The organism is Archangium lansingense (assembly GCF_026626635.1).
GTDB lineage: Bacteria > Myxococcota > Myxococcia > Myxococcales > Myxococcaceae > Archangium > Archangium lansingense.
On record NZ_JAPNKA010000001.1, the window covers coordinates 11,262,061 to 11,288,012 of the forward strand.

Below are 25,952 nucleotides of genomic sequence, written 5' to 3' on the forward strand. Positions count from 1 at the left end.
GGGGTCTGGGAGGGCGGGTGGGCAAGCGGGCGCCCGGAGTCCGACCGGGGAAGCAGGTACAGTGCGCCGCCGCCTGGGGTACCCCGGAAGCACGATCGCATTTCCCAGTTCCCATTTTCCGTCCCCTGGCCGGTCTCTTTTCCGTGAGGAGAGCGCCCTGAGCCCGACAGACCCCCAGCGCCGAGCATCCCGAGGGCCCCGACATGGATGACGCCGGGCTGGCCCAGCTGTACGCGCAATACGGTTTCCTCGTACACCGGCGCTGCCAGCAGCTGCTGCGCCGCCCCGAGGACGCGGAGGACGCGCTCCAGGAGACCTTCCTGAGGGTGAAGCGCTACGGCGCGCCCCGCGATGGTGGAGCCACCCTGGCCTGGCTCTACACCATCGCCCAGCGCTGCTGCTTCGACTTGATGGAGCGCGGCGGCCGCGAGCCACCCGCCGAGGAGTCGCAACTGGCGGCCCTGGAGCAGCGCGGCGAAGGGTCCCCCGAGGACGCGGACCGCCGGGCGATGCTCGGCCTGGCGCTGCGCCAGCTCGACGGCAAGACACGCACCATCGGCGTGCTGCACTTCCTGGACGGCTACACCCAGGAGGAGGTTGCCGAGCAGACCGGCTACTCGCGCCGCACCATCGGCAAGAAGCTCCAGCAGTTCGAGCAACGCATCCGTCAGCTCTGGCAGTCGCGCGCCAGCCTCGAGGAGACACGATGAGCCCCACTCCCCTGCCCCCCTCCCCTCGCGGGCCGCACTGTCCTCCGGCCGCCATGCTCGAGGCGATGAGCGCCGGTGAAGCCGCACCCGAGGCCACGCGCACCCACGTGCAGGACTGCCCCGACTGCCACGGCCAGCTCGAAGCGCTCACCACCGCTCGCGAGGCCTTCGTCCGCGCAAGGTCCCCTGAGCTCTTCCTGCGCCAACTCGAGCGACGTGCCACCTCCCGGCCGCGGACCGCCCCCCGCTGGCTGCTGCCCGTGTTCAGCGCCTGCGTGCCGCTGCTGGCCCTGCTCGTGCTCGTGCCGAAGCTGGGACAGGAGAATGGCGTGCACCTCAAGGGCGGGGCATTCCGCGTGGTGGTCTCGCGCGCGGGCGGCCCCCCGGAGCTGCTCGGCCCCGACGCACAGGTACAGCCGGGAGACGCGCTGCGCTTCTCCTATGAGGATATAGAGGCCGGACACCTGCTCGTGCTCGAGCTGGACGGACGGGGCACCGCGAGCGTCTTCCACCCCCACGGCTCGGCCACCTCCGCGCCCCTGCCGGCCGGACAGCGCGACTTCCTCCCCGGGAGTGTGGTGCTCGACGACGCGCCCGGCCCGGAGTGGCTCGTCGCCGTCTTCTCTCCCCGTCCGCTCGAGGCCGCCCCCCTGCTCGAGGCCCTGCGCTCCCAGGCGGGACGCCCCGAGCTCACCCTCTCCTGCTCCGACTGCCAGGTGAGTACGCTCCGCCTCCAGAAGCGCCCATGACTCCGCCCCGCCCGCTCTGGCTCCTCCTCGCCGCCCTCCTGCTGCTCCTCTGCCCTCCTCGGGCCGCGGCGGCCACCGTCCGCCTGCTCGTGTCCATCGGCGCCAACGTGGGCGACCCCGACGACGCGGTGCTCAGCTTCGCGGACGATGACGCCGGGCGCGTGCGGCAGCTCTTCGTCGAGCTGGGCGAGGTGCGCGCCGATCGCTCCTATCTGGTGGTGGATCAACCCGCCTCCGTGGTGCGCCAGCGGCTGGCCGAGGTGACGGGCCGCATCGCCGAGCTGCGCGCTGCGGGGGATGATGCGGTGCTCATCGTGTACGTGTCGGCCCATGCGAAGGGCGGCGTGCTGCACCTGGGCGGCACCCACCTGCCCCTCGCCGAGCTGCGAGACAGTGCGCGCCAGGCCGGCGCTCGGCTCAGCGTACTCCTGGTGGACGCGTGCGAGAGCGGCACCCTGGCGCGGCGCAAGGGCGGCCGTGCCGGCCCGGAGTTCGCGGTGTCACTCGAGCAGATTCCCCTGCACGGCCAGGTGGTCATCTCCTCCAGCGGCCCGGGGGAGAGTTCCGAGGAGTGGGACTCGCTCAAGGGCTCGCTCTTCACCCACCACCTGCTCACGGGCCTGCGCGGGGACGCGGACGTGGAGGATGACGGGCGGGTGTCGCTCGCCGAGGCGTACGCCTATGCCTACCGGCGCACGGTGGCGGGCGCTGCTGGCGCGGGCCAGCACCCAGCCTATTCGTGGGAGCTGGCGGGCACCGGAGAGCTCATCCTCACCGAGCCACGGGCTGCCCGCAGCGCGCTCGTCTTCCCCGCGGCGCTCGCCGGCCGCTACGTGGTGGCGAGCCAGCCCCGGCCGGACGTGGTGGCCGAGGTGGAGAAGACAGCCGGACGCCCGTTGCGTCTCGCGGTGCCCCCGGGCCGATATCTCCTGCGTAAGCGCGCGGGCGCGAGCACCGGCCTGCTCGAGTTGGAGCTGCCCTATGGAGGCGAGCGACAGGTACGCGAGGAGGAGCTGACATGGCGCCGCTACACCGAGGTGGCCCTCAAGGGTGGCCACGTGGAGCTGCGCGGCTCGGCGCTGCTGGGGCTGGTCCGGATGGAGAGCGCACCGGTGCTCGGCACGGGGGCACGTCTCGCTGGCAGTCTCGGCTATCGCCATAGCTGGGGCCCTTGGTGGGCGCTGGGCACCGTCAGCTTCAGCCAGACGGGCTACCCGGGCGTGGGGCTCGAGATTCGCGAGCGCTCGCTCGGCGCTGGAGTGGCCGCCGGCTACCGCTGGCTGGAGTGGACGCTGGTGCCGTACGTGGGGCTCGGAGTCGAGCTCACCGGAATGGAGCAGCAACTGCGCCGCGAGCGAGAAGAGGAGATCGAAGACACCTTCGACGTCCCGCCGCTGCCGCCTCACCGGACGCTCGGCGTGGGACTGGGCCCGATCGCGGGCGTGGAGGTGCCGCTGCCCGGTCAAGCCTTCGCGCTCCTCCAGGGCCAGCTGCTCCTTCGTTACCTGCCGAGCAAGGAACAGCCTGCCCTGCTCCCAGCAGGGCTCGTCTCCGCGGGAGCGGGCTGGCGCTTCTGATCGTCCTCGGTTAGTAGAGCCGCCCGCGGGACCTTCCTGGCCGCTGGAGTCGAGACATGAGCGAGCGGCGTGGTGCCGATGCCTTTTGCTTTCAACTGATGATCGTCCTCTGCGGACTCTGGGGTCTGCAGCAGGTGGCGATCAAACTGGCCGCAGCGGACATCGCGCCCATCATGCAGGCCTCGGCGCGCTCGGGCATCGCCGCGCTGCTGGTCGGCCTGCTGATGTGCTGGCGCGGAGGCTGGGAGGGGCTGCGTCAGGGCACCTTGCCCGCGGGCCTGTTGTCCGGAGTGCTGTTCGCCCTGGAGTTCCTGCTGATCGCCTTGGGGCTGGAGCGGACCACCGCCGGGCATATCGCGGTGTTTCTCTACACCTCGCCCATCTTCTCCGCCCTGGGGTTGCACCTGCTGTTGCCCAGCGAGCGCCTGCGCCGCATGCAATGGCTGGGAATCGGCCTGTGCTTCATCGGCATCGCGGTGGCGTTTGGAGGTAGCGTCTCCCTGGCCGAGATGGATTCCCGGATGCTCCTGGGCGATGCCCTGGGGCTCCTGGCCGGCCTGGCCTGGGGCGCTACCACCGTGGTGATTCGGGTCTCGAAGCTGTCGGAGGCCCCCGCGAGTCTGACCTTGTTCTACCAGCTCGCGACCGCCTTCGTGCTGCTGCTGCTGCTCGCCATCGCCAACGGACAGGTCTATCGCGTCGAGCTCACCCCGCTGGCCGTGGGCAGCGTGCTGTTCCAGGGAGTGGTGGTGTCCTTCATCAGCTACCTCGTCTGGTTCTGGCTGTTGCGCCGCTACCTGGCCTCGAACCTGGCGGTGTTCTCCTTCATGACCCCGCTGTTCGGCGTGACCCTCGGGGTGCTCATCCTCCACGAGCCCTTGTCCTTGAACTTCGTCGGGGGCGCGGTGCTGGTGCTGTTGGGGATTACCCTGGTGAGTGGCGAAGCCTGGTTCCGACGGCTGCTGAGCTGAGCCTCGAAAAAGGCAGTTCCCATTTTCCGGCGTCAGTCCGGTCTCCCTTCCAAGAGCGCTCATCACGGGCCGCTCTCCTGACTTCCCCGGAGGGGACACATGCTTCGGCAACTTCTCAGCCTTCCATTCCTCCTGCTCTCCCTGCTCTTCACCCTCGCTGGCTGCGGCGGGGTGGTGGGCCCCGACCACGAGGGCCAGCCCCTCGTCACGCTCGAGGGACAGATGAACCCCACGCCGGACGCTCGCATCGAGGGACAGGTGCGGCTGGCGCTGGTGTGGTACCCGCAGTGGATGGCCTCGGAGGACACGGGCGGCACGCAGGATGGCCCCCAGGAGGTGGTCACCGAGGACGTCATCTACCAAGGCAGCTTCCCGGCCAACTACCGCTTCCACATCTACCGCCCGCCGCCGGCGGAAGCACTCGCGCCACTCGGCAATGGCCTCCATGGCAAGGGCGCCTTCGGCATCCTCCTGGCGTACCAGGACGGCAACGGCAACGCGAAGCTCGACACCATTGCCACGACGGGCACTCCGGCGGACCGGGTCATCGGCTCGTCGCTCCTGGGTCCTGACGAGCGCTCCACCTTCGCGCTCGTCTACGTCACCACGGAGCAGCCCGCGAACACGGGCCTGAAGCCCGGCTTCAACCTCATCCAGGCGGTGAACAGCGAGGCTGGTGCGGTGGTGCCACTGAACACCCGCCTGCCGCTCTCCCTCACCCAGGGCGGCCCCATCTTCGACGGCTTCGTCTGCGAGGCCGGCTGGCTCACCTTCCTGTTCACCGAGGTGTGCGGCCTGGACGGGGGCGATGTCTTCGAGCCGAGCCAGCTCTCCATGCAGGGCCGGGTGGCGCTCGAGGGCAAGAAGGCGGTGATCGAGCTGACGGTCGCCTCCGACAACACGCCGCTCGCGGACGCGACGGTGAAGCTCGCGGGCCGCATCCTCCCCTACGACGTGGCACGTGAGGCCTATGTCCTCGAGGAGGAGAACACGGCGCTGCTGACGGCTGGTGGCCGCTTCGAGCTGGTGGTGAGCACGAGCACGGGAGACCAGGCCATGGGCCGCACCTTCCAGGTGCCCGGTGGCTTCGACCTCACCACGCCCACCTCGGACGAGCAGGTGAGCGCGAGTGAGCCCCTGGAGTTGAAGTGGACGGCCTCGGCTGGCGCCACCTCCTACTACGTGGGCTACTCCTCCAGCACCGCGGGCGAGAGCATCCAGGTCGAGGGGAGCGCGCGCTCGCACACCTTCGACACCACGGGCGCGGAGGGCGAGGCCATCGCCCGGGTGGAGGCCCGCGCCGATCCGGAGGACATCGACGCGTGGGTGACGGTGGCGCTGGTGCGCGAGCAGGCGTTCTCCTTCGCGCCGTAGCCTGAGACGGGGCGCCGGAGCCGTGCGTCAGGGGGCTCCCTGGGGAAAAATGAGCGGCCCCGGGAACCTTTCCGGCCCTCGCGGGTGGAAACAGTCGACATGGCAATCCTGGCAGCCCTCGGCCCACGTGGCCCCACACCTCGGACGGCACCCGGCGAGCTCGCGCCCGCCCTGGTGGAGCGCGCCCGCACCGGGGATGCCGAGGCCTTCCGCGCCCTCGTCCTCCACCACCAGGAGGCCGTCCACGCCCTGCTGTACCGGCTGCTCGCCCCCAGCGGCCGGGAGGGACAGGTGGAGGACTGCACCCAGGAGACCTTCCTGCGCGTCTACCGCGCCCTGCCCGGCTTCAATCCCCAGGGCGCCGCGAAGCTCTCCACCTGGATTCTCACCATCGCCACCCGGCTCGCCCTCAACGAGCTGCGGCGCCCCTCCCTCGTCGTCCCCGTGGCCGAGCTGGCCTCGCTGCCCGTGGCCAGTCCCCACCGCGCCGATGCACTCGCCGAGCGCCGCGCCCTGGGCCAGGCCATCCGCGACGCCCTCGGACAGCTTCCGCCGGACCAGCGCGCCGTGCTCGTCCTGCGCGAGATGCACGGCCTGGAGTACGCGGAGATGGCCGAGGCCCTCGACCTCGACCTGGGCACCCTCAAGAGCCGCCTGTCCCGCGCCCGCGCGGCCATGCGCGCCGCCCTGGAGCACCACCATGGCTGACCACCCCGAGCTCGACCCCGAGCGGCTGGACCTCTCCGCCTTCGAGGTACCGCCTCCACCGCCTGGCCTCGCGGACCGCGTCCTCGCCCGGCTCCCTGCCACCGCATCCGCACCCTCCCCGCGTCCCTCCCGGAGGATGGCCTTGGCCGCGGCAGCCGCCGTGCTGCTCGTCGCACTCCCGAGCGCCTGGTGGGTGAGCCGGAGCCTCGGACGGGCCGGCTCGGGCGAGCGCACCTTCACGCAGCGGGAGACCGTCTCGCTGGGCTCGTCCGCACTCGCCGTGGCCGAGCCGGGCACGGAGCTGCGCTGGGCCGTGGGCCGACGCGGAGCCGTGCGCGTGCGTCAGCCGGCGGGCCGCGTCTTCTACCGCGTGGACTCCGGCTCCGACTTCCAGGTGGACACCCCCGCAGGCCAGGTGGCCGTCCGGGGCACCTGCTTCACCCTCGAGGTGCAACCCATGCTTCCGTCCAAGCAGTCCCTCACTGGTGCCGCCGTGGGCGCGGCGCTCACTGCCGCCGTGTTCCTCACCGTCCACGAAGGCCGCGTCGCCGTCACGAGCCCAGCCGAAGCCAGCACCAGCGAGGTAGGCCCCGGCGAGCGCGTGGAGCTGAGAACAGGCGCCGCGCCGCGCGTCCTCGCCACATCCACCGTGGATGGCTCCCCCACGGCCACGAACGCCGCCCCGGGAGCCGAGCCCTCCTGGCGGGTCCGGGAGACGGCCTACGTGGCCGAGCTGAACACGCTGCGCGCCCGGGTGAAGGAGCTGGAGCGGTCCGTCCCGGGCGGAGTGCGGCCCACCCAGGAGCTGCCCGAGGGTACGAGGAAGATCGTCAAGTGGCTCGACCCCAGCCGCGAGGAGCTGCTGGAGATGGCGAAGGAGTGCCGGCTGCGCTGGGACGAGCCGGGCCTGCGGCAGAAGCCTCCCCTCCCCGGTCCTGAGGACAGGGCGAAGCTGGGCATGACGGAGGACGAGGCGGAGGAGATCGCCGAGGTCTACCGGACCTTTGTCGCCCAGTCACTGGAGCAGCTGCGCGCCATCTACGTGGCGGCCACGGGGGACGAGGACAACGCGCGCGTGCTGGCCCCGGATGCGCTCAAGCAGGAGATCCTCGACAAGTCGCCCGAGCTAGCCATCAAGCAAGCCTTCCATCGCGTCGCCCAGGAGCGGGCAGGGCTCGCGACGCCGCCGGCGAACACCACCAGCCTGACGCCGGCCGAGCGGCTGGTGCGCTTCAACACGGGCCTGGGAGACGCCTACGAGCGTGCCCTGGCCGACAAGCTGGGCGCCACCCGGGCCCGCGAGCTGCGCCAGCTCAGGGACGGCTGGGGCTCGCGCCACGACTCCTCCGCGAGCTGTCCCGGCCAGTAGGAGAGAAGGGCCACCCCGCCTCAAGACGCGGCGGTGGCCTCCACCAGGGGCAGCTCCACCGTGAAGGTGGCTCCCTGGCCGGGAGTGCTCTCCGCGGAGATGGTGCCCCCCATGGCGTGGAGCACCTGCTGCGTCACGTAGAGCCCCAGGCCCAGTCCGCCGTAGTGCCGCTCCGACACGCCCCGCTCGAACTTGTGGAAGATGCGGGGTAGCACGTCCGGCTCGATGCCGATGCCCTGATCCCTCACCATCAGCCGAGCCCGCGTTTCGGTGCCCTGGACACGGATGGTCACGGGATGACCGGCCCCGTACTTGATGGCATTGGAGAGCAGGTGGGAAATCACCTGCTCGAGCCGCAACCGGTCCCACTGCCCCACCACCGCGCCGACCGACTCCAACCGGAAGGGGCTCCCACTGCGCTCCGCCTGGAGCTGGAAGCGCGCGGTCACCTCCCGTACCAGCGAAGTCAGGTCCACCGCCTCGCGCTCGATGCGCAGCCGGCCCGCGCTCAGGTGCGACACATCCAGCAGACCATCCACCAGCTCCGCCAGCCGTCTCACCTGACGGCGGCTCACCTCCAACATCCCGAGCAGGCGTTGGGTCAGCGCCGGCTCGCACCGTGCCTCAATCTCGCGCGTGAGCACCTGCAGCTTGAGCACCAGGGGCGTCAGAGGCGTCTTCAGCTCGTGGCTGGCGATGGAGAGGAACTCGTCGCGCAGCCGCACCGCCCGCTGCGCATCCCGGTAGAGCCGCGCGTTGTCCACCGAGAGCGCGGCGCGCCGGGCGAGGTCCTCCGCGGCCTCGAGCTCCACCGCGGCATAACGCCGCCCGGAGCGCGCGGTGGTGAGGAAGGTGAGGACGCCCAGGGTCCGCCCACGGGCCACCAGGGGGACCGCCAGCAGGGAGATGGGGCTGATGGCCGCCATCACCCGGGCATGCGCCTCGTTGTGCGCCTGCAGCAGGAGTCGCTCGACATCCGTCCCCGGGTCCATCACCAGCACGGGCCGTCCCTCGCGCAGCGCTTTCGTCGGAGGGTTGGCGGGATTGCCGTCCAGCCGGGCCGGGAAGTGGCGGGCATCCTCGGCCAGGGGCGCATCCGCTGGATCCGCCACCACCACCTCCACCCGGCGCACCGAGCCGTCCTCGTCCACCAGGTCCACGATGCACCAGTCCGCCAGCGTGGGAACGGCGAGCCGCGCCAGGGAGGAGAGTGTCGTGGCGTAGTCCAGCGAGGCCGCCAGCGCGACGCCCGTCTCCGCCAGGAAGCGCTGCAGCTGCTCGCGCTGGCGCCGCTCGGTGATGTCGATGACCGAGCCGATGTAGCCGAGGAACTCCCCGCCCGGGCCGAAGCGCGGAGCCGCCGCGTCGATGGCCCAGCGGTACTCGCCGTCCACACGCCGCAGCCGGTATTCCAGCCGGAAGGGCGCGTGCCGTGCGTTGGCGTCCACGAAGACCGCCTTCGACGACGCGGCGTCCTCGGGATGAACGGCGCTCAGCCACCCGAAGCCCAGCCCCGACTCCTCCGTCTGGCCGGTGAACTCGTACCACTTCCGGTTGAGGTAGGTGCACGAGCCCCCCGGGTCCGTCACCCACATCATCACCGGCGCATGGTCCGCCATGTTGCGGAAGCGCGCCTCGCTCTCCTGGAGGGCGCGCTCGGCGGCCTTGCGCTCGCCAATGTCCATGAGCGTCACCATCACCCGGTCCGCCCGCCCCACCATCGCGTCCCAGACGAAGGAGAAGAGCACCTCGATGCGCCGGCCATCCAGCGCCTGCACGACCGACTCGGACTGGAGGTAGGGGCGGCCCTCGGACAGCGCGACCAGCTGCTCGACGAACACCCCCAGCGATTCTGGCAGGAAGATGCGCTCCAGCGAACCGAGCAGCTCCTGCTGACTGGAAGCGCCCAACATGCGCAGCGAGGCCTCGTTGACGCTCACCACGCGCACCCGCTTCACCGCCTCGCGCACGAACTCCGGGTGCGCGGCGCACCAGGCGCGCACGTCCAGGATCCCCTGGCGCCGCAGCTCGAGCAGCAGCTCCTGCACCCGCGAGAAGTCCTCCTCCCAGATGGAGACACCCACCGTCTGAATGATGTGACGGGTGTGGGCCTCGCGTTCCTCCAGCTCGGCGAGCCGACGCACCAAGGCCGCCCGCTCGTCTCCGGGGCGAGAGCCCCGACGCCCCTCGGGGGTCTTCCTGGGTGCCTTGGACATGGGTTTCCGGATCGCCCCGCCACGTGGGTCCACCGAGGGGGGCGCATGCTAGGCGCAACCCCCGGAGGGAGAGAGGAATTCGCCCGGGCACGCCACTTACGGACATTCCAGCGGAGCGGCGTCCGTCCGGGCGGACAGGGCTTCACCCCAGCCTGGGCGAGTAGCCCAGCGCCTGCTCCACCTGCACTGCCCGATGCGCGTACGTGTGCTCGGCCAACACCCGGCGGCGCGCCGCTTGTCCCAGCTCGCGCACGCCCGCGTCCGTGAGGCACAGCACCGCCTCGGCCACCTCCAGGCCGTCCTGCGCCACCAGACACTCGCGCCCCGGCTCCAGGAAGAGCTCGATGCCCTCCCACGCGTCCGTTATCAGACAGGCGCCCGCGCCCGCGGCCTGGAAGAGACGTGGGGCCGGCGAAAAGCCGAAGCGCGCCATGCCATCGCGGCTGACGTCGAGCACCGAGCGGGCCGAGCAGCGCAGCGCATTGTGGTCCCTCGGCGGCACGGAGCCCATGTACCGCACGTTGGCGGGCCGCTGCCGGTCTCCCCAGCCCTCGCCGCCCAGCAGGAAACGCTTGTCGGGCAGCAGGTCCGCGGCACGCAGGAAGAAGGACTCCACGCGCCGCTCCAGGTCCGGCATCCGGTCATCCAGGAGCGCCAGGTCACAGTCGAAGCGCCGCTCCGCCCTCACCGGCTGGTGCACGTCCGGGTCCACCGCGCTGTAAACGGGAACACACTCCCGAGCGCCCAGGTCGCGGTAGGCCAGCACCACGGGGTCCCCCCCGCCCTGCGTGAAGACACGGTCGTAGCACGGCACGAGTGCCCGGAACGGGTCCTCCGGATTGCCGGCCATGCGCTCCAGGGTGACGGGAGCGTCCATGTCCCAATAAACCACCTGGGTGCTACCGGACTTGAGCTCCAGCACGCGGCTGTTCAGCCAGTCGTCAAAGGGGCCCACGTTGCTGGCCTTCACCACCACGTCCGCGCCCCGGGCCTCCTCCAGACACCGCTCGAGCCCATCCGTGCCCTCCACCGCGTACAGCACCACCGTCGCCCAATCTGGAGCCACCGGCAGGTCGCGATGGCGCTGACGCTCGGGGTGCACCGGCTCATAGAACGTTATCTGGTGACCACGCGCATGGAGGGCCCGCAGCAGGCCGCGGTAGTACAAGGCGGCCCCGTTCCACCAGGCGGAGACAAGGCTCGCACCGAAGAAGGCGATCCGAAGTCCGTGGCTGCTCATCCGAAATCCTTTCCCACTCGACCGGTCCCCCAGTCCGGTCTCGACGCCCGCCCAACAGTCGCCGGTCAGGTCGCTCGCGCCAGCTGGGGCTGGACGGGAGGCACCACCCCGGACGCACGGTCCAGGTCGGCGTAGACCGCAAGGTAGGCATCCGCCATGCGCTCCGGGGAGAACTCCAATGCACGTGTCCGTGCAAGGGTGGACATCCGGCTGCACAGCACGGGCTCCGATACCAGCCGGCGCAGTGCACGCGTGAGCATGTCCGTGTCGTCCGGTGGAACAAAAACGGCTGCGTCCTCCCACACCTCGCGCAGGGAGGGGATGTCTCCCAACACCAGCGCACAACCGGCGAGCGCGGCCTCCAGCGCCGCCATGCCGAAGGGCTCATAACGCGCGGGCAGCACATAAATGGAGGCGCGGCCCATGTGCCTGGCGAGCTCCGCGTGAGACAGCCACCCCAGCGTGCGTACATAACGCGCGCGCACCTCACCCCCATTGGGATGCTGGGACTCGCCGGCCACGAACACGGGCCAGTCCAGCCGGGGCGCCACCGTCTCCAACACCTCCAGGTTTCGGGCCTCGTCCCACAGCCGGCCAGTGGCGAGGATGATGGGCTCGCGCACCGGGCCGGGTGGGAAGTCCTGGTGGTGGCGCGCATGGGGGATGACCCCAGAGGAGCGCAGCGGCCCGTAGTGCCGCACCAGGGACGCCAACAGCTCGGAGGTGGGTGCCACCACATGACCCGCGGCGCGCAGCCCCCGCGTCACCTCCCAGCGGTAGCGCAGGTCGCGCGCCAGCGCCGGCTCGCCCTTCACTGCCTCCCACCACGAGAGGGGACACGAGTGGGCCACCACCAGCGGCCTGTGTCGCCAGGGCAGCGCGCCGTGGCAGTAGCCGTTGAGGTGCACCGCATCTGGCTGGACACGAGACTCCAGCTCCAGCAGCCACTCCCCCGCGGCCGCCACGTCCTCCCACGCGTCCTCGGGCCCCTCGACTCTCCAGGTGCTCTGCTCGACGGTGAGCCCCGGCACGCGATGCACCTGGGCCCACTGGACCGCGGTGAGCGGCGGCCCCTGCACGGCCAGCGTCACCTCCACCCCACGGCGGCCCAGCGCTCGGCTCAACTCCAGCGCATACGTCCACACGTGGCCCGTGGTGCGGGTGGTCATCAGCACGCGACGCACCTCTCCGGATGCGCTCGGGCGCGCGGACACCGGAACAGGGAGCGAGGAAAAGTCGCGCATGGCTATAGGCGGTAACACACCCGAGTCCCCAATCCAGACGGGGGCCCCCCCACGAGGCGCGGCTGCTGAACGGATCAGGGCCTCCAATGCAGACAGGTCAACGCATTCGCCGTGCGAAACCGAACAGGCGATCCAGTGACATGAAAACGTCCTTGTCACCCCCTGAGGCGACTCAGGGGCTCGTCCGGGCACCCGCGTCGAGCCGCTCCCAGAGGTCCGGACCGCCCAGTCCCTCCGCCGGAAAGCGCCGGACGAAATGCTCCCGGAACCACTGCTGGCTCTCTGCGGTGAGCTGCCAGGCGCCCCGCCATCCCAGCACCACGTAGCGGCAGCGCTGCAGCAGCGAGAGGATGTCGTGCTGGGACGTGCTCGCGAGGAAGGCCGCCTGCGTGCTCGCGAAGTGCTCGCCCGAGTCGAGCGCGTCCTGGAGCATCAGCGCATAGGAGTCCACCACCAGGGGCGCGCCGGGAATGCGCGGAGGCAGCCGTCCCCCGGTGAGTCCCCAGGCTGGCTCGAAGGCGCAGACGGACGCGTCGGCAGGCACTGACTGACGCAGGTACTTGCCGAGCGCCGGCAGGTCTGGCGCGCGATGCCGGGCGCTCTCGCGCAGGTGCCTGGCCGGGGCGAGCGGCACGGCCACGACGAGCAGGACAGGCACGGCCCGAGCCCACTGCCAGCCGCGGGATGAGAGCCAGCCCTGAAGCGCCGCGGCGCCGAGCCCCGCCAGCACCGCCTCCGAGGCGGCGAGGTGGGCGTTGTACTGGTTCCAGTAGCTCGGCGAGACGAGGAACATGGCCACGGTGACGACGTAGACCAGGGCGAAGAGCCGCTCGGCGGGGCGAGAGGGCCCGGAAGCACGGAAGGAGCGCACGGTGGCCACCAGCAGCCCCAGGAGCGCGAGCCCCAGGCCCACCAGCCGCCGCTCGTTGAGGATGTCGCGCAGCCGGTCGAGCCGGTTCGCCGCACCGTCTCCGGGGCGCTGGGACTGGAAGAGCAACACGTCCTCGAGGAAGCGCGAGGGCGAGGCCGCGACGAAGGGGCCCACCAGCAGCAGCACGGTGGCACCGGCCGCGAGCGCGAGTCCGAGCTGAGAGCGCCACGCGGAGCGAGGCGAACGGGACAGCAGCGCGGCGACGAGCCAGATGCCGCCTGGCACCTTCACGGAGATGGCGAGACCGCAGAGCACTCCAGCCCAGAGCCACCGGCGGGACGCACGGCCGTCCTCGGGAGCATCGAGCCAGACATTGGCCATGGCCAGGCACGCGAGGTTGAGCACCGGCTCCAGGAAGGGGCCGCGCTCGACGCCAACCAACTCCGGGTAGGTGGCGTAGACGAGCGCCGCCACGACGCCGGCCACGGGCCCCCAGGCGCGCAGGGCGAGCCGTCCCACCAGGAAGACGTTGATGGCACCGACGCAGGCGGCCAACCACCTGGCGAGGACGAAGCAGGTGGCCGCGTCCAAGCCAGAGGACAGCGCGGCCGCCGGGCTCCACATCAACAGCGAGCCCGGAGGGTGGACGAAGATGAAGTCTCGGTACGGCAGCAGCCCTTGGAAGAGCAGGGCCGAGGCGGTGAAGTAGACGCCCTCGTCATAATCCACCGGGTAGCCGAAGGCGCCATGCCGGTTGAAGAAGGGCAGCACGCGGAGCACCCACGCGCCCACCGCCATCGCGGCCAGCGCCCACCACCACTGCCAATTCCTGGAGCCGCCCTCCAGGGCCGGCGGTGACTGCGGGGTCGAGCTCATCGCGAGGGGCGCGGAGCGTACAGCAGGCGCCAGGGAGCCCCAAGCAAACCCCTCGCTCAGTGGGTGAGGACCTCCAGGGCACGCCGGTAGTAGGCCTCGCGCTGAGCGAGCCCGTTGTAGCCGCCGTTGATGCGGCGGGTGATTTCGCGGAAGTCCCCCACGTCCGCGAGCGCGTTGAGGCCCCGGCTGGTCCAGAACCAGGCCGCGACGCGGAAGCCCACGTCGGTGTCGGCGGCGCGCTCGGGGTTGGCCTCCAGATCGAGACCCAACGCCCGGCCAGCGGCCCGGTAGTTGTTGCGGCCCGTGAGCTGGATGGGGCCACGGCCCTTGTAGCGCTTGCCGTCCCCGAGCTTGGTGTTGCCCAGGTCCTGACGGCCCTCGTACGCCTCACCGGAGGCGAGCTCCTCGAAGTAACGCAGCTCCCCGCTCTCATGGGCGAGCTGGGCAAGGAAGGCCGCCTGGCGCTGGGGAGTGAGCATGTCTGCCTCGACCATCGCCCCATCGAGATGAGGCAGGCACTCACTGGCACGGTCGGCCGACAGCCTGGGCATGATCTCCCGGAGCTGCTTCTCGTTGAGTCCCGTGCTGATGGGGACCTCGGGCGGCTCGCCCTCGACATGGACGCCGAGCGCGGTCCACGTCCGCGTCCCGACAATGCCATCCGCCGTCAGGCCCCTGGACTGCTGGAAGAGCTTCACAGCGGTCTCCGTCCTCCGGCCGAAGACACCATCGGCCACGCCAGGGTCGAAGCCTGCTTCCAAGAGCTTGCGTTGCAGAGCGGCGACCTCTGGGCCGCGCGACTCCAGGCGCAGTTCCCGAGGCGTGGTGGACGATTGAAGAGACGAGATGTCGATGGAGGGCATCGGAAACCTCTGCGTGAAGACGCCACACCACGATGGAGAGCGACCGGCGGATTCGTGAGCAGCCCTCCAGTCGGATCGGGCCGGGCATCACTCGCTCTACCAGCGAGCGGAAGAGGAAACGGTTGGACGGCCCCCTGTACGACGCAGATAGTCCCCCACGAATGAGAACGGACTCACTCCCTCGGCGGCTCATGGCGGCGAGCCTCGGCCTCCTCCTTGCCTCTTGCAGTGCGACGCGCTCTCCCCTGCTGACAAGGCAGTCGCGTGGTTGAAGCAGCACCATCAAGAACTGCTGGTGGGGACCGTGGTCGTCATCGCGGGAGTGGCTTTCGTCGCGACAGTCGTGGGCAGCGGGGGCACCGCTCTGGTCCTCGTACCTACCGTCCTGATGGTGTCCTCTGATGAGCCTGCCGGTCTCCAGCTCGCGAAGGTGAAGCCATGAAATATCCCAGCACGTACGATCTGTACGACACACAAGAAGCGATTGGGAAACAATGGGTCGAGCATCCATCGCCGGAACAGAGACGGCTCCTGGGTTTGGCAAGAGATGCGCTCCGCTTCGTCTACGCGACTGGCCAACCGTATCGCTTCGAGGAGTTCCGCCTGGGACTCGAGTCTGGCGCGCGCCCGCCACCCGGCACCGTCAAACAGTCTCGAAATGACTTCGCGAGTCTCGAGGAAGAATTGAGCAGCACAAGGGCTTTCCTCACGAAGCTCCGCGACGGGGCCGAATCAGCCAGAGACAAGGAGGTGCTCCAAGTCATCGTGGACACGCTCCATTTCATCTCAGTGACCGCACAGCATGGAGCGTTCAGTGCGTATCTGGAGCATCTCGAGGCGGATGCGCCTCCGTATGCCATTGCATCCTTCGATACGAAGGAAGCAGCAGAAGCCTGGCTGAAGAATCAGCCCATTCCTCCCGATTCCGCCGACGTGCTGATCGCGGACACCTATCACTACGTCATCCATGACGAGAGAAGAGGAGTTACTCGCCTGCCGCGTACGCGCATCCTCGAATACCACCTCGCTGATCTCAAGCAGAGGAACCCACCCGTCGCCGTCGCATCCTTCGCCACTCTCGAGGAAGCAGAGGCCTGGCTGAAGGCCCTGCCCGAGCCCGCCAGATGGGCCTGGGTATCCATCGCCGGTGAGCCCTACCTCGCGGTGTATCACCCCAACATCCAACACCGCGCCCTCTACCCGCTCTCCATGTCCAATGGTTACGAGATAGAGGACGAAGAGGAGGAAGAGCCCAACGAGACGTAGGGGCGCGGTCCCACGCCTCCCGCCCGCCTTCGAGGCGAACAGCTCCGCGTAATCCGGCTTGACCTTCCAGGTTCGGCGGCAGGAAGGTCCCAGCCCATGCTGCCCACCCTCTGCGGTCACCTCGCCCTCCTTGCCGCCCTGTCCGGGGAGCCGCCGGACCTCCCGCCTCCCCAGGTCACCTCTCCGCAGCCCCACCCGACGCAAGAGGCGATTCCAGAAGTCACCTCCGCACCATCCCATCAGGAGCCCGCCACCACCGGTTCCGCCCCACACTTCCGCTTCATCCCCCCGCTCGATCCGGCGGCCTTAGGACAGCGGAGCGGCGAGACGGGCACGCCCATCGTGACACCCGAGCCCGGGGGCGCCCGGCCCGAGGACTCCCGGGCCCGGTTCGAGCCGGGACTGCTCGCCCGGCTGGTGCTCTCGGGACGGTTGGACTGGAGCGGCGTCACCGTCACGTGGTTGCTGGAAGACAGCGCGCCCTCCCAGCAGGGCGAGGTCTTCGCCGAGAGGAAAACCCTCTACCGTGCCAGGACGCTGGCCGTGGTGACCCTGGCGCTGAGGCTATCCCCAGCGGCCACGAGGCCCTGGGCACCCGGCGAAGCGTGGCTGCTAGATGCGCAAGGCGGCGTGGTGGGCCGCTTCCCGGTGTGGATGGAGGGGACACGGCTCGGCCCAGGGGAGACGCGCACCGTGGCCATCGAGGTGGAGCTCGTCCCCCGCGTGGAGCCGGGAACGCTCCGGCTGGAGCTGCGGGAGCAGGACGGCGGGCGCACCGTGCATGCCGGAGACCTGAAACCGTGAACGGAGAGCGATTGGACAGGAGCGGGCTGCTCCTGAACGTGGCATGGCTCGAGCCCGGCACGGTGGTGGCGAGCTGGCGCATCGGGGAGAAGCTGGGGGTTGGAGGCTACGGCGCCGTCTACCGTGCGGAATCGGTGGAGCACCCGGGCACCTTCTGTGCCCTCAAGCTGTTCCTCAACCCCTCGGACGTACGGGCCGGACGCGAAGCAGCCCTGCTGATGGACAAGGCGGTACACCCCAACGTGGTGCGCTGCCTGGGCACCGGCCGCTGGCCCCATCCAACCCGGGGGCACACCTTCCTGGCGCTGGAGCTGGTGCCCGGCCTGCCCCTGCACCTCTGGGTGGAGGAGCACAACCCCGACTTCGCCCGCCTGGCGTACGTGGGCGCTGACACCGCCCTGGCGTTGGGCACGCTGCACAAGCGGGGCGTGCTGCACCGCGACCTCAAGCCCGAGCACCTGCTCATCCGGGAGACGGACACCCGCCCCATGCTGGTGGACTTCGGCTCGGGCGACTACGAGGGCGCGGGCACGCTCACCGAGACGCCGCTGCCCCCAGGCACCGCCCACCTGCGCAGCCCCGAGGCGGCGTGCTTCTGGCTGGCCAGGGAGAACAATCCCCGGGCGCGCTACCACTACGGCCCGGCGGACGAGCTGTACGCGCTGGGGGTGTGCCTGTACCGGGCGCTCACGGGGCACTATCCCTTCCCGCCCGTGGAGTTGAAGTTCATGCTGTACCTGGACGTCGCATACCGGGAGCCGGTGGCCCCCGTGGACGTCAATCCCCGGGTGCCACGCGCCTTCAGCGACGCCGTCATGCGGCTACTGGCCAAGCACCCCGAGGCACGCTACCGCGATGGGGAGGAGACGCACGCGGCCCTGCTGGCGGCCGTCACCTTCGGAGGGCGCGAGCCCTGGGAAGCCACCGTCTTCGAGTGGGACGAGACACCGGCGGCGGAGGTGCCAGAAGGAGCGGCCACGTCCAAACAGTCCATCCGCCGGCCTCCCCCGCCGCCCGTGCAGGAACAGCCCCCGCCGCCCGTGCCGGAGCAGCCCACGCCGCCCGCGCCCCCACCGTCACCGGGGTGGTCCCGGCGCTGGAGGAAGGCCCTGGTCCTGGGACTGGCCGCGCTGGTGGCCCTCTTGGCGGCGCTTATCCTCACGCCGCACGCGGGAAGGTGGGAAACCCGGGAGCGCCCCGCTTACCCACCGGAGCACCCCACCACCGAGGTAGTCAGGAGCCACCCTCCCACAGCGGTCCAGGAAGTGGAACCCGGGACCAAGGCACCGGACACTGCCCCCACCGCGGCCCCGCCTTCCCCGGCGGGAGTCGCTCCCGCGGCCACACCTCCGGTGCGACAGAAGGATGATGCGTCGATGAAGAAGAACGGACCTGGAAGCGCCAACACGCCCGAGCAACGGACCGCTCCGTCCAAGGGGGTCTCCTCCGAGGCCTGGAAGCAAGCCCTGCTGCTGTGCCTGCTCCAGGGCGGAACCGCCTGCGCGGGCGCCCAGCTCAAGCCCCAGCGGGGCGACTGCCCGCCCGAGGCGCTCGCCGCCATGAAGTCCCTGGGCATCGAACTCTACGATGGGCGGGAAGCATGGCTCGATGTCACCAAACCCTGGGCGCGCGGCCGGGACAACTACAAGGACGGCCCCGTCATCAGCAGCCTGGCCAACTCATTTGGTGACCTGCCGGAGGGCTCGGTGCTGTACGGCTGGCTGTGGGTGACCGGCAACGGGACGAACGAGGAGGGGCGCAAGCAGATCTTCGGCCGCTGGGACAAGGCGAAGCTACCGGATGGACGGGAGCTGCCCGTGTGCTTCAACCTCGCCAACCCGGACGGCGCCTATGAGCTCGAGGTGGGGCCACCCGAGTACGCCCGGTTGCCGCGCCGGGTCCCCCTGGTGGCCGTCAAACGCTTCGTCTTCGAGGATTAGCCCCCACCATCCGCTAGGGGACGGTGGGACCCGAGAGCTCGGACCCGCCGTCCCGGCGCTCCCGCGCGACCTGCCGCCCGAGCCAGGCCTTGTACTCCGCCGACTCGAGGAAGGCGCTGGCATGCGGACCGTCCTCGATACGCACCCGCATCTCACCGCCTTTTATCTCGCGCTCCATCGCCTCGAGCAGGCGCACTGCGCCCGCGTGGTCCGCCTCCTCGATGGCCAGGCTCAGCAATTCCACATAGGGCGCGAGCAACGCCGGGTCCCCCTCGAGGGCCTTCTGGAAGGAGCGCTTCGCCCCCGCCAGGTCCTCCTGCCTCAGCATCACCATGCCCCGCAGGTAATGCAGGTAGGGGTCTCCCACCCTCCTGTCGAGCCGGTCGATCGCCTGCATCATCACCGCGCCCTCTCCGCGCAGCAGCGGGTTGTCCAGCGCGAACAGGTCCAGCAACGGGTCTCCGGGGAAGGCCTTCTCGAAGGTCAGCAACCCCAGCGCGTACTCCGCCTCGTCCAACGACGCGAGCACCGCCAGCCGCCTGAGCTGCGTGAACCTCGCCTCGCGCACCCGCGGCGGAAGCCGGTCCATCTCCTCCAGCGCTTCCCGGTCACGGTCCTCCGCGAGCAGGCGCTCGATGCGCCGCAGCTGCGGCAGGTGCTCCACCCATTCCCGATCCGGGCCGCGCAGCCTCTGGGTGAGACACTGCCCGCGTTCGGCGGCGGCCAGGAGGTACACCCGCCAACTCGACTCGCTGAGGCGCTCTCCCTCCAGGTAGGGGTGGAGGTCGAAGATGACGGCCTCGTTCCGTGCGTTGCGGCCCAGCTCGAACTCCAAATAGTTCAACCCGGAGTCGGACAGGACGCGGAAGAGAGCGAACGGCGTGCGCCCCCGCATCCGGACGTGGAGCAGCCGGACCTGGAGGCCCTGCCCTCCCGAGCCCAGCAACCGTCGGCCCAGGGGCCATCCGCGCTTGTGCACATCCGCCGTCAGCTCCTCGATGAAGGCGCTCGAGACCGGCAGGCCCCGCGTCACGCGCTGGAGCAACTCGTCTCCATCGAGCCGCGCATCCAGGGCGGCCGGGTTTCCGTCACGAAGTGCGGCCTCCACCTCCCGGGCCAACGACAGGAAGGCCGGATCGACGGAGGAGGACATACCAGGGGGAGAAACGGGGCCCGCGAGTAGCAACCAGAGCAGAGGAAACATGCGTCGACGTCTACCACAGACGATGACTCAGGAGGTAGCCCGGCCGCCATGACTTCCGGAGTCACAGCACCGCGGGCCCCTCCTACGATGGAAGCGGGGACCGCATTGCCGCCGTGGCTTTCATGGTATCCCGCCTGTCCCTCTGCCACCCGGATGTCCGTGAGGGGATGATGCCACGAAGAATGCTGATGCTGGTTCCGCTGCTCGCGCTGGGGACGGGTTGCCCTCATGCCTGGGGGCGAGGGGGAACCATCGACGAGGCCCTGGCCAAGGACATGCGGGAGTACCTGTCGAATCAGAACTGCACGCTCGAGGATGAGGAGTGGCAGGAGCAATGCGGCGAGGATTTCTGGAGCAGACCGGGCGTCGCGCAACGCTCATGTCCGCTGGAGTGCTGGCCCCCCAGGCAGAAGCCATGAGGGTGGGCGGATGAAATGGCGCACAATTCTCCCGGGCCTGCTCAGCCTCCTGCTGCCGCTGCCCTTGCTGGGACTTGCCTACCTTGCCATGTCCCACCATGGCGCACGGCCCTCCCCGCCCGCGGGGCACCACCTCGTGCCCATGCTCGCGCCGCAGGTGCGTCAGGGCCTTCGCACCTACGAGCAGGACTGCCGCACGGATGCGGATTGCGAGCCGCAGCTCCGCTGCTTCTACAACCTGCGGACGGGACGCCAGTACTGCGCGGACAGCACGTGCGGGACCGACGAGGATTGTCCGGAGGACTTCGCCTGCCGGACCCTGAGAGCCCGCAACAAGGAGGACTTCATCCGCGCCTGTTCGCTGCAAGGCAGCCGCAAGGAGGGCGAGCTCTGCGTGGAGCTTCCCGCCCTTCTCGTGGACGGTTGTGAGAAGGGCCTCGTCTGCTCGGGCTTCTGTGGCCGGCCCTGCCGTCTGGAGGAGCCCTCCAGTTGTCCCGAGGGGTACGTCTGCAAGGAGGGGGACAACGCCCCCTCCTGCGTGCCCACCTGCGAGGGCCGCTCCTGCCCCGCGGGCCAACGGTGCGTCTCCCTGATGGGAGGGCACGGCTCCGTCTGCATGACGGTCCACGGCCAGGACTGCGAGCTGAATCCCTGCCCCCAGGGGCTGCACTGCACCCGGAGTACCTATCCGACGACCCCGGGACGCATCTGGATGCAGTGTCTGCGCCGGTGTGGCCGGAATACGCCGCCCTGCCCCGAAGACTCGGTCTGCTTCTTGTTCCAGTGCCGCAAGGCGTGCTCGCCAGAGGGACCGTCGGTCTGTGAGCCGGGCTTCGCTTGTGGGCGCAACCAACCCGGCCAGCCGTGGGTGTGTCTACCGAGCACGAGGTCCGAGTAGCAATGCGAGGTTGAAAGCGGGTTCATGGCCTCTTCGCACTGCACCGCCGCTGCGGCAGGTGCTCCACCCATTGTCACAGCACCGCGGGCTCCAACAGGCGCAGGCGTCGGGCCTCGCAGTCCACCTCGGCCCTCACGCCCAGCGGCACGATGCGCTGCGGGTCCGTGTGCCCGAAGTCCAGGTTCGTCACCAGGGGCAGTTCCCCGCGCCCGAACTCGCCCGCCACCACGTCCAGGAGAACCTGTTCCAGCGCGGCCTTCTCCTCGCGGGAGTAGCTCCTCGGCCGGCCGAACAGCAGGCCCGAGATGCGCTCGAAGACGCCCTGCAGCCCGTAGTTGCGCAGCCACCGCCGCACCTGCTCCGGCGACGGCTTCTCCTCCGATGTCTCCAGGAAGAGCAACTTCCCCGACCAGAACTCCGGCTCGGGCCAGAACCGCGTCCCCTTCATGAACTCCAGCACCTCGATACAGCCGCCGAACAACTCGCCCCTCGCGACGCCTCGCCCCTGGATGAATCGGAAGCCCTCGGAGTCCGGCTGGGGCGCATGGATCCGCGTCGCGTTCGCCGAGTCCCTCCAGTCCGGATAGCCGTCCGACCAACTGCCATACGGGCGGTACTCCAGCTCCGCCCTCGGCTCGAAGAGCATCGCCCGCGCGTGCTCAAGGAAGGACGCGGGCAAGCTCGACGCCTGCGCGAAGCCCGCCATCACCGAGGGCCCGTGGAACGTCACCACCCCGAGCCGATTCACGTACGTGAGCAGCGTCGTCGTGTCCGAGTACCCCATCAGCACCTTGGGGTTGCGTGCGAAGACCTCCGCATCCAGGTGCGGCAGCAGCCGGACCGAGTCGTCCCCGCCAATGGACGCGATGACAGCCTTCACCTCTTCGTCCCGGAAGGCCTGGTGGAGGTCTCTCGCCCTGGCCTGGGGGTCGCGCGCCAGAGCCTCTGGGCTCGCGCGAGTCGTCGGGTACTCGCGAATTCGCAGCCCGAGGCGCTCGCGCAGCACCGCGAGCCCGGCATCAAAGGTGTGAGGGAAGAGACTCGGCAGCCCCGCCGAGGGCGAGAGGATGGCCACCGTGTCACCGGGCTGCAGCCTCGCAGGTTTGCGCATGGGCATGACGTCACTCCTCGCTGGGACACGGAGGGGCCGGAACCCGAGAGCTCCGGCACCCTCACCCCGTCCCTCTCCCGAAGGGAGAGGGGATAGGAGCATCTGTCACTTCCCGAGCGCTACTTCTTCGCGTCCGGGCTCTTACCCGCTTCCGCGCCTTTGCCCGCTTCCGCGCCTTTGCCTGCGTCCTTCACCGCGGCGTCCGCGCCTGCGTCTGCCTTCGGCTTGCGGATGGGACAGGACACGATCGCCCCGTTCGGATCGATGGCGTCCTTGCCGGACTCCACCTTGAGCACCTTGCGGTCCTCGCCAATCACGAACGTGTAGCGGTTCGCCAGCTTCAACACCGGCGTCTTCACGTCATAGAGGTTTGTCAGCTTCGCGTCCGGATCCGGAATGAACGGGAACTGCGCCTTCAACGACTCCTTGAACTTCGCCAGCGCCTCTTTGTCATCGGTACTGACGGCCAGGACCTGGCCGTGGAGCTTCTCGACTTCCGCGTAACGGTCGCGGTACGCCGAGAGCTCGCGGGTACAACCACCTGTGAAGGCCTTGGGGAAGAAGGCCAGGATGACCGGGCCCTGCTTCACCATCTCCGACAGCGTGTACGACTTGCCGGCGGAGTCCTCCACCGTGAAGTCCGGCGCGACGTCCCCCACCTGGGGGGTGGCTGCCGCGAGAAAGCCCGCTACGAGCGTGGGAATGAGCATGCACCGAGTTAACGGCTTCGCCGTTTCCGGTGCAACCCGGGCCCTACTTCTCGCCCATGCGGGCCCACACCGCCGCGGCGGCCTCGCGCGCCTGCTCCGCTACCACCGAGGGATTCACCGACAGGGGCCGGCGCGCCCAGATCCGCCACACGCCGTCCACCATCACCGACTCGACGTGGCGCGAGCCCAAGCCGAACACCACGTGCCAGGCCAGGTTCTCCGCCGTCAGCGGGGTGGCCGGCTGGTAGTCCATGAGGAGCAGATCCGCCACCGCCCCCTCGCGCATCAGCCCCACCTGCGTGCCGAACGTCTGCGAGGCCAGGCGCTGCCCGTTGGCCAGGTAGCGCAGCACATCGATGGGCTGTCCCGCGTCGCGCGAGCGCAACCAGGCCGCTTGAGCCTCGGCGAACATGTCCGCGCTCACACTGTCCGCGCCCAGCGTGGCCCGGTGGCCGAACTTCAGCGCCGGCGCGTAGCCCACCTCGGCCTCCATGTTCGAGCGCGGCGTGTGCGCCAGCCACGCGCCCGTGGGCAGCAGCTGCGCCAGCTCGGGCCACGACAGGTGTCCCACGTGCGCCAGGAGCGCCTGCGGCGACAGCATCCCGCCGTCCACCAGCCGCATCACCGGCGAGGAGCCATAGCGCTCCACCGAGAGCTTCTCGTCCAAGGGATCTTCCGCCAGCGGCACGTGCAGCCCCGCGCTGGTGCTCTTCACTGCCTCGGCGAGGCCCTCCAGGGCCTCCTTGCTGACGGTGAAGAGCGGAGCCGCGCCCACCTGCCCGCGCAGCCGCCCGCGTGCCTTACGCGTGAAGGCCACCGTCTCCTCCAGGCCCTCCTCGCGCCCCAGCGCACCGCGCCGGTCCGTCACCGCGTAGGCGAGCACCCCGCGCATGCCCACCTCGTGCAGCCCACGCCCCACCCGCAGCAGCGAGCCCTGGATGGCCTTGGGCGAGGAGTGCAGGTCGAAGAGCGTGGTGGTGCCGCACTGGAGCGCCTCGAGGCCACCGGCAGTCGCGGCCACCTGCACCGCGTCCAGGTCCAGCGCGTCCTCGTAGCGCCAGCGAACCTTCTCCAGCAGCTCCTCGTAGCCCTGCAGCTTGGGCCGAGGCATGCCGCGCCCGAGGCTGGCGGAGAGGCGTTGGTGTGCGCTCACCAGGCCCGGGAAGACGAGCTTGCCCGAGAGCGTGATGACCTCGTCATCCGAGGCGGCTTGCAGATCGGGGCCACGGGCCACGATGCGCTCACCCTCGATGCGCAGGTCCACCCGCTCGACACACGCGGGTTCGAGCTCGACGACGATGCCACCTTTCAGGAGCGTGCCCACCCGTCCCTCCAGTTGTCCGAGACCATGACGTCAGCGCGCCCCGCCCCCGGACGCCGACCGGGCGGTAGGTTAGCACTCCATCACCGTCATGGCGCGCCACAGCACGAAAAGGTTCTCACCCCACGAGAATGGGCCGCAACGCGGTGCGCAACATTTGTACAGGCCCACCCGGGGCACCAGGGGCTTCACCCCGGGTGGGGGGAAGCCGCTACCGACCTCGGGGCTGACCTCTTCCGGAGGGACAACATCTCTGGCCGGGTGAACGATGGGGACGAGCGCAAGCGTTCACTGGCGGCGCGATTCCCCGAAGAAGGTGAAGTCACCTGCTGCCGGGTGTGCACCGGCTCCTTAGAGCAGTGGGCGCCATGATCGCTCGCCACTCCCTGCTGAACGCCCTCGGCGCCACCGCGCTGCTGTTCACGGCGGCCTGTCCCGGCCGCACCGCCGGGCCTGAGCCCGAGCCCCCTCCCCAGGCCCCGGACTATGGCCCCCCCTCGGCCCCTGCCCCAGCGCCGCTTCCAGAGCGCGCCTCCTGCAGCGGGCTCACCGTGGGCCCCGGCACCTACAACTGGACCCTCACGCATGAGGGGCGCCCCCGGCTCTACCGCGTCCACGTCCCCCAGAACTACGACGCGGCGGCTCCCACGCCCGTCGTGCTCTCCTTCCATGGCTACGGCTCCAACGAGCTGCAGCAGGAGCAGCTGAGCCAGATGTCCCTGCAGGCGGAGGCCCGGGGCTTCATCGCGGTGTATCCCCGCGGGCTGAACCAGAACGAGGTTGCCGGCACAACGGACCCCAACGCCGAGAACACGCGGAGCTGGAACGCGGGCGTGTGCTGCGGCCGGCGGTGTTCGCCAACCCCCGCGTGGACGACGTGGCCTTCGTGGACGCGATGCTCGCGGACCTGGACACGCGCCTGTGCCTGGACACCAAACGCATCTACGCCACCGGCCTGTCCAACGGCGGCTTCCTCTCCTACCGGCTCGCCTGTGAGCGCGCGGGGCAGATCGCCGCCATCGCCCCCGTGGCTGGCATGGCGGGCTTCGAGCCCTGCTCGCCCGTGCGTCCGGTCTCGGTGATGCACTTCCACGGCACGGATGACCAGGTCATCCTCTACGGGGGCGGCAGCGTCCCCTTCCTCGGCGGAGCCTATCCGTCCGCGGAGGCCTCGGTGGCGCGCTGGGCCACCATCGACGTCTGTCTCGGCGACGCCATCCCGACGTACGACCAGGGCGACAGCACCTGCGACACGGTCACCAACTGCGGCCAGGGCACCGCCGTCACGCTCTGCACCGTGCAGGGCGGGGGCCACACCTGGCCCGGGGGCCTCATTCCCCCGGAGGCCGGCCTCGGCTTCACCACGCAGGACCTCGACGCGACCGGGCAGATGTGGCTCTTCTTCCAGGCCCACCCGCGTCCCTGAGCGCGGCCCACCGGGCTCCGGGCAATGGTGCCTGCGGCGGAAGGCCCGGCCGCTCCGGGTGCCTTGCCCGGGTGACGAGAGACCT

General features: G+C 70.0%; 23 protein-coding genes. 14 read left to right on the plus strand and 9 right to left on the minus strand.

Translation table 11 applies throughout. The annotated features are described in order from the left end of the window. The first annotated feature begins 203 nt into the window (after nucleotides 1-203). The 7 genes from OV287_RS45100 to OV287_RS45130 all read left to right on the plus strand — a co-directional run bounded on the left by OV287_RS45100 (nucleotide 204) and on the right by OV287_RS45130 (nucleotide 7,458). Nucleotides 204-710, plus strand: a complete 507-nt coding sequence (locus tag OV287_RS45100) for an RNA polymerase sigma factor (RefSeq protein ID WP_267540243.1) — start codon at nucleotides 204-206, stop codon at nucleotides 708-710. Further along, entirely contained in the window at nucleotides 707-1,459 is a 753-nt protein-coding gene (locus OV287_RS45105) for a hypothetical protein (protein WP_267540244.1), read from the plus strand. The genes OV287_RS45100 and OV287_RS45105 overlap by 4 nt, the downstream gene beginning before the upstream one ends. Continuing rightward, the gene (locus tag OV287_RS45110) at nucleotides 1,456-3,036 is read left to right on the plus strand and encodes a caspase family protein (protein WP_267540245.1); all 1,581 of its coding nucleotides are present in this window, start codon (nucleotides 1,456-1,458) and stop codon (nucleotides 3,034-3,036) included. Before OV287_RS45105 ends, OV287_RS45110 begins: the two co-directional genes overlap by 4 nt. A 56-nt stretch (nucleotides 3,037-3,092) precedes the next feature. Then, nucleotides 3,093-4,007 (plus strand): DMT family transporter, encoded by a 915-nt coding sequence (locus tag OV287_RS45115; protein ID WP_267540246.1) that lies wholly within the window; start codon nucleotides 3,093-3,095, stop codon nucleotides 4,005-4,007. A 99-nt stretch (nucleotides 4,008-4,106) separates the two neighbouring features. Continuing rightward, a complete protein-coding gene (locus OV287_RS45120) occupies nucleotides 4,107-5,381 on the plus strand; it encodes a hypothetical protein (protein ID WP_267540247.1) in 1,275 nt (424 codons plus the stop codon). 99 nt (nucleotides 5,382-5,480) lie between these two features. Further along, nucleotides 5,481-6,089: a sigma-70 family RNA polymerase sigma factor gene (locus OV287_RS45125; RefSeq protein ID WP_267540248.1), complete on the plus strand. Its 609-nt coding sequence runs from the start codon at nucleotides 5,481-5,483 to the stop codon at nucleotides 6,087-6,089. Continuing rightward, the gene (locus tag OV287_RS45130) at nucleotides 6,082-7,458 is read left to right on the plus strand and encodes a hypothetical protein (RefSeq protein WP_267540249.1); all 1,377 of its coding nucleotides are present in this window, start codon (nucleotides 6,082-6,084) and stop codon (nucleotides 7,456-7,458) included. Before OV287_RS45125 ends, OV287_RS45130 begins: the two co-directional genes overlap by 8 nt. Before the next feature lie 20 nt (nucleotides 7,459-7,478). On the opposite strand, the gene OV287_RS45135 is transcribed toward OV287_RS45130, so the two are convergent. The 5 genes from OV287_RS45135 to OV287_RS56285 all read right to left on the minus strand — a co-directional run bounded on the left by OV287_RS45135 (nucleotide 7,479) and on the right by OV287_RS56285 (nucleotide 14,768). Continuing rightward, complete coding sequence (locus tag OV287_RS45135) at nucleotides 7,479-9,674, minus strand: sensor histidine kinase (protein WP_267540250.1); 2,196 nt, start codon at nucleotides 9,672-9,674, stop codon at nucleotides 7,479-7,481. A gap of 142 nt (nucleotides 9,675-9,816) precedes the next feature. After that, nucleotides 9,817-10,914, minus strand: coding sequence for a CgeB family protein (locus tag OV287_RS45140; RefSeq protein ID WP_267540251.1), 1,098 nt, complete (start codon nucleotides 10,912-10,914; stop codon nucleotides 9,817-9,819). A gap of 65 nt (nucleotides 10,915-10,979) precedes the next feature. Further along, the gene (locus OV287_RS45145) at nucleotides 10,980-12,083 is read right to left on the minus strand and encodes a glycosyltransferase family 4 protein (protein WP_267542551.1); all 1,104 of its coding nucleotides are present in this window, start codon (nucleotides 12,081-12,083) and stop codon (nucleotides 10,980-10,982) included. Nucleotides 12,084-12,330: 247 nt separating this feature from the next. After that, nucleotides 12,331-13,905, minus strand: a complete 1,575-nt coding sequence (locus tag OV287_RS45150; RefSeq protein WP_267540252.1) for an ArnT family glycosyltransferase — start codon at nucleotides 13,903-13,905, stop codon at nucleotides 12,331-12,333. A 56-nt stretch (nucleotides 13,906-13,961) separates the two neighbouring features. Beyond that, complete coding sequence (locus tag OV287_RS56285; RefSeq protein WP_308809792.1) at nucleotides 13,962-14,768, minus strand: peptidoglycan-binding protein; 807 nt, start codon at nucleotides 14,766-14,768, stop codon at nucleotides 13,962-13,964. 268 nt (nucleotides 14,769-15,036) lie between these two features. On the opposite strand from OV287_RS56285, the gene OV287_RS45165 reads away from it, so the two are divergent. The 4 genes from OV287_RS45165 to OV287_RS45180 all read left to right on the plus strand — a co-directional run bounded on the left by OV287_RS45165 (nucleotide 15,037) and on the right by OV287_RS45180 (nucleotide 18,778). Beyond that, complete coding sequence (locus OV287_RS45165) at nucleotides 15,037-15,210, plus strand: hypothetical protein (RefSeq protein WP_267540253.1); 174 nt, start codon at nucleotides 15,037-15,039, stop codon at nucleotides 15,208-15,210. Further along, a complete protein-coding gene (locus OV287_RS45170; protein ID WP_267540254.1) occupies nucleotides 15,207-16,034 on the plus strand; it encodes a protein disulfide isomerase family protein in 828 nt (275 codons plus the stop codon). The genes OV287_RS45165 and OV287_RS45170 overlap by 4 nt, the downstream gene beginning before the upstream one ends. Nucleotides 16,035-16,130: 96 nt before the next feature. Continuing rightward, nucleotides 16,131-16,838, plus strand: coding sequence for a DUF2381 family protein (locus OV287_RS45175; protein ID WP_267540255.1), 708 nt, complete (start codon nucleotides 16,131-16,133; stop codon nucleotides 16,836-16,838). Beyond that, entirely contained in the window at nucleotides 16,835-18,778 is a 1,944-nt protein-coding gene (locus OV287_RS45180) for a serine/threonine protein kinase (protein ID WP_267540256.1), read from the plus strand. Before OV287_RS45175 ends, OV287_RS45180 begins: the two co-directional genes overlap by 4 nt. A 13-nt stretch (nucleotides 18,779-18,791) precedes the next feature. On the opposite strand, the gene OV287_RS45185 is transcribed toward OV287_RS45180, so the two are convergent. Next, entirely contained in the window at nucleotides 18,792-19,982 is a 1,191-nt protein-coding gene (locus OV287_RS45185) for a tetratricopeptide repeat protein (RefSeq protein ID WP_267540257.1), read from the minus strand. A gap of 182 nt (nucleotides 19,983-20,164) precedes the next feature. Here OV287_RS45185 and OV287_RS45190 point away from each other — a divergent pair, with 182 nt between their 5' ends. Both OV287_RS45190 and OV287_RS45195 read left to right on the plus strand, forming a co-directional pair. After that, nucleotides 20,165-20,401: a hypothetical protein gene (locus tag OV287_RS45190; protein WP_267540258.1), complete on the plus strand. Its 237-nt coding sequence runs from the start codon at nucleotides 20,165-20,167 to the stop codon at nucleotides 20,399-20,401. Between the two features lie 10 nt (nucleotides 20,402-20,411). Continuing rightward, complete coding sequence (locus tag OV287_RS45195) at nucleotides 20,412-21,299, plus strand: hypothetical protein (protein WP_267540259.1); 888 nt, start codon at nucleotides 20,412-20,414, stop codon at nucleotides 21,297-21,299. Between the two features lie 73 nt (nucleotides 21,300-21,372). On the opposite strand, the gene OV287_RS45200 is transcribed toward OV287_RS45195, so the two are convergent. The 3 genes from OV287_RS45200 to OV287_RS45210 form a co-directional block, all read right to left on the minus strand. Further along, complete coding sequence (locus OV287_RS45200) at nucleotides 21,373-22,416, minus strand: S66 family peptidase (RefSeq protein WP_267540260.1); 1,044 nt, start codon at nucleotides 22,414-22,416, stop codon at nucleotides 21,373-21,375. 113 nt (nucleotides 22,417-22,529) lie between these two features. Continuing rightward, nucleotides 22,530-23,120, minus strand: a complete 591-nt coding sequence (locus tag OV287_RS45205; RefSeq protein ID WP_267540261.1) for a peroxiredoxin — start codon at nucleotides 23,118-23,120, stop codon at nucleotides 22,530-22,532. 43 nt (nucleotides 23,121-23,163) lie between these two features. Continuing rightward, nucleotides 23,164-24,444: an amidohydrolase family protein gene (locus OV287_RS45210; protein ID WP_267540262.1), complete on the minus strand. Its 1,281-nt coding sequence runs from the start codon at nucleotides 24,442-24,444 to the stop codon at nucleotides 23,164-23,166. Between the two features lie 832 nt (nucleotides 24,445-25,276). Here OV287_RS45210 and OV287_RS45215 point away from each other — a divergent pair. After that, nucleotides 25,277-25,867, plus strand: a complete 591-nt coding sequence (locus tag OV287_RS45215) for a CE1 family esterase (RefSeq protein WP_267540263.1) — start codon at nucleotides 25,277-25,279, stop codon at nucleotides 25,865-25,867. Nucleotides 25,868-25,952 lie beyond the last annotated feature (85 nt).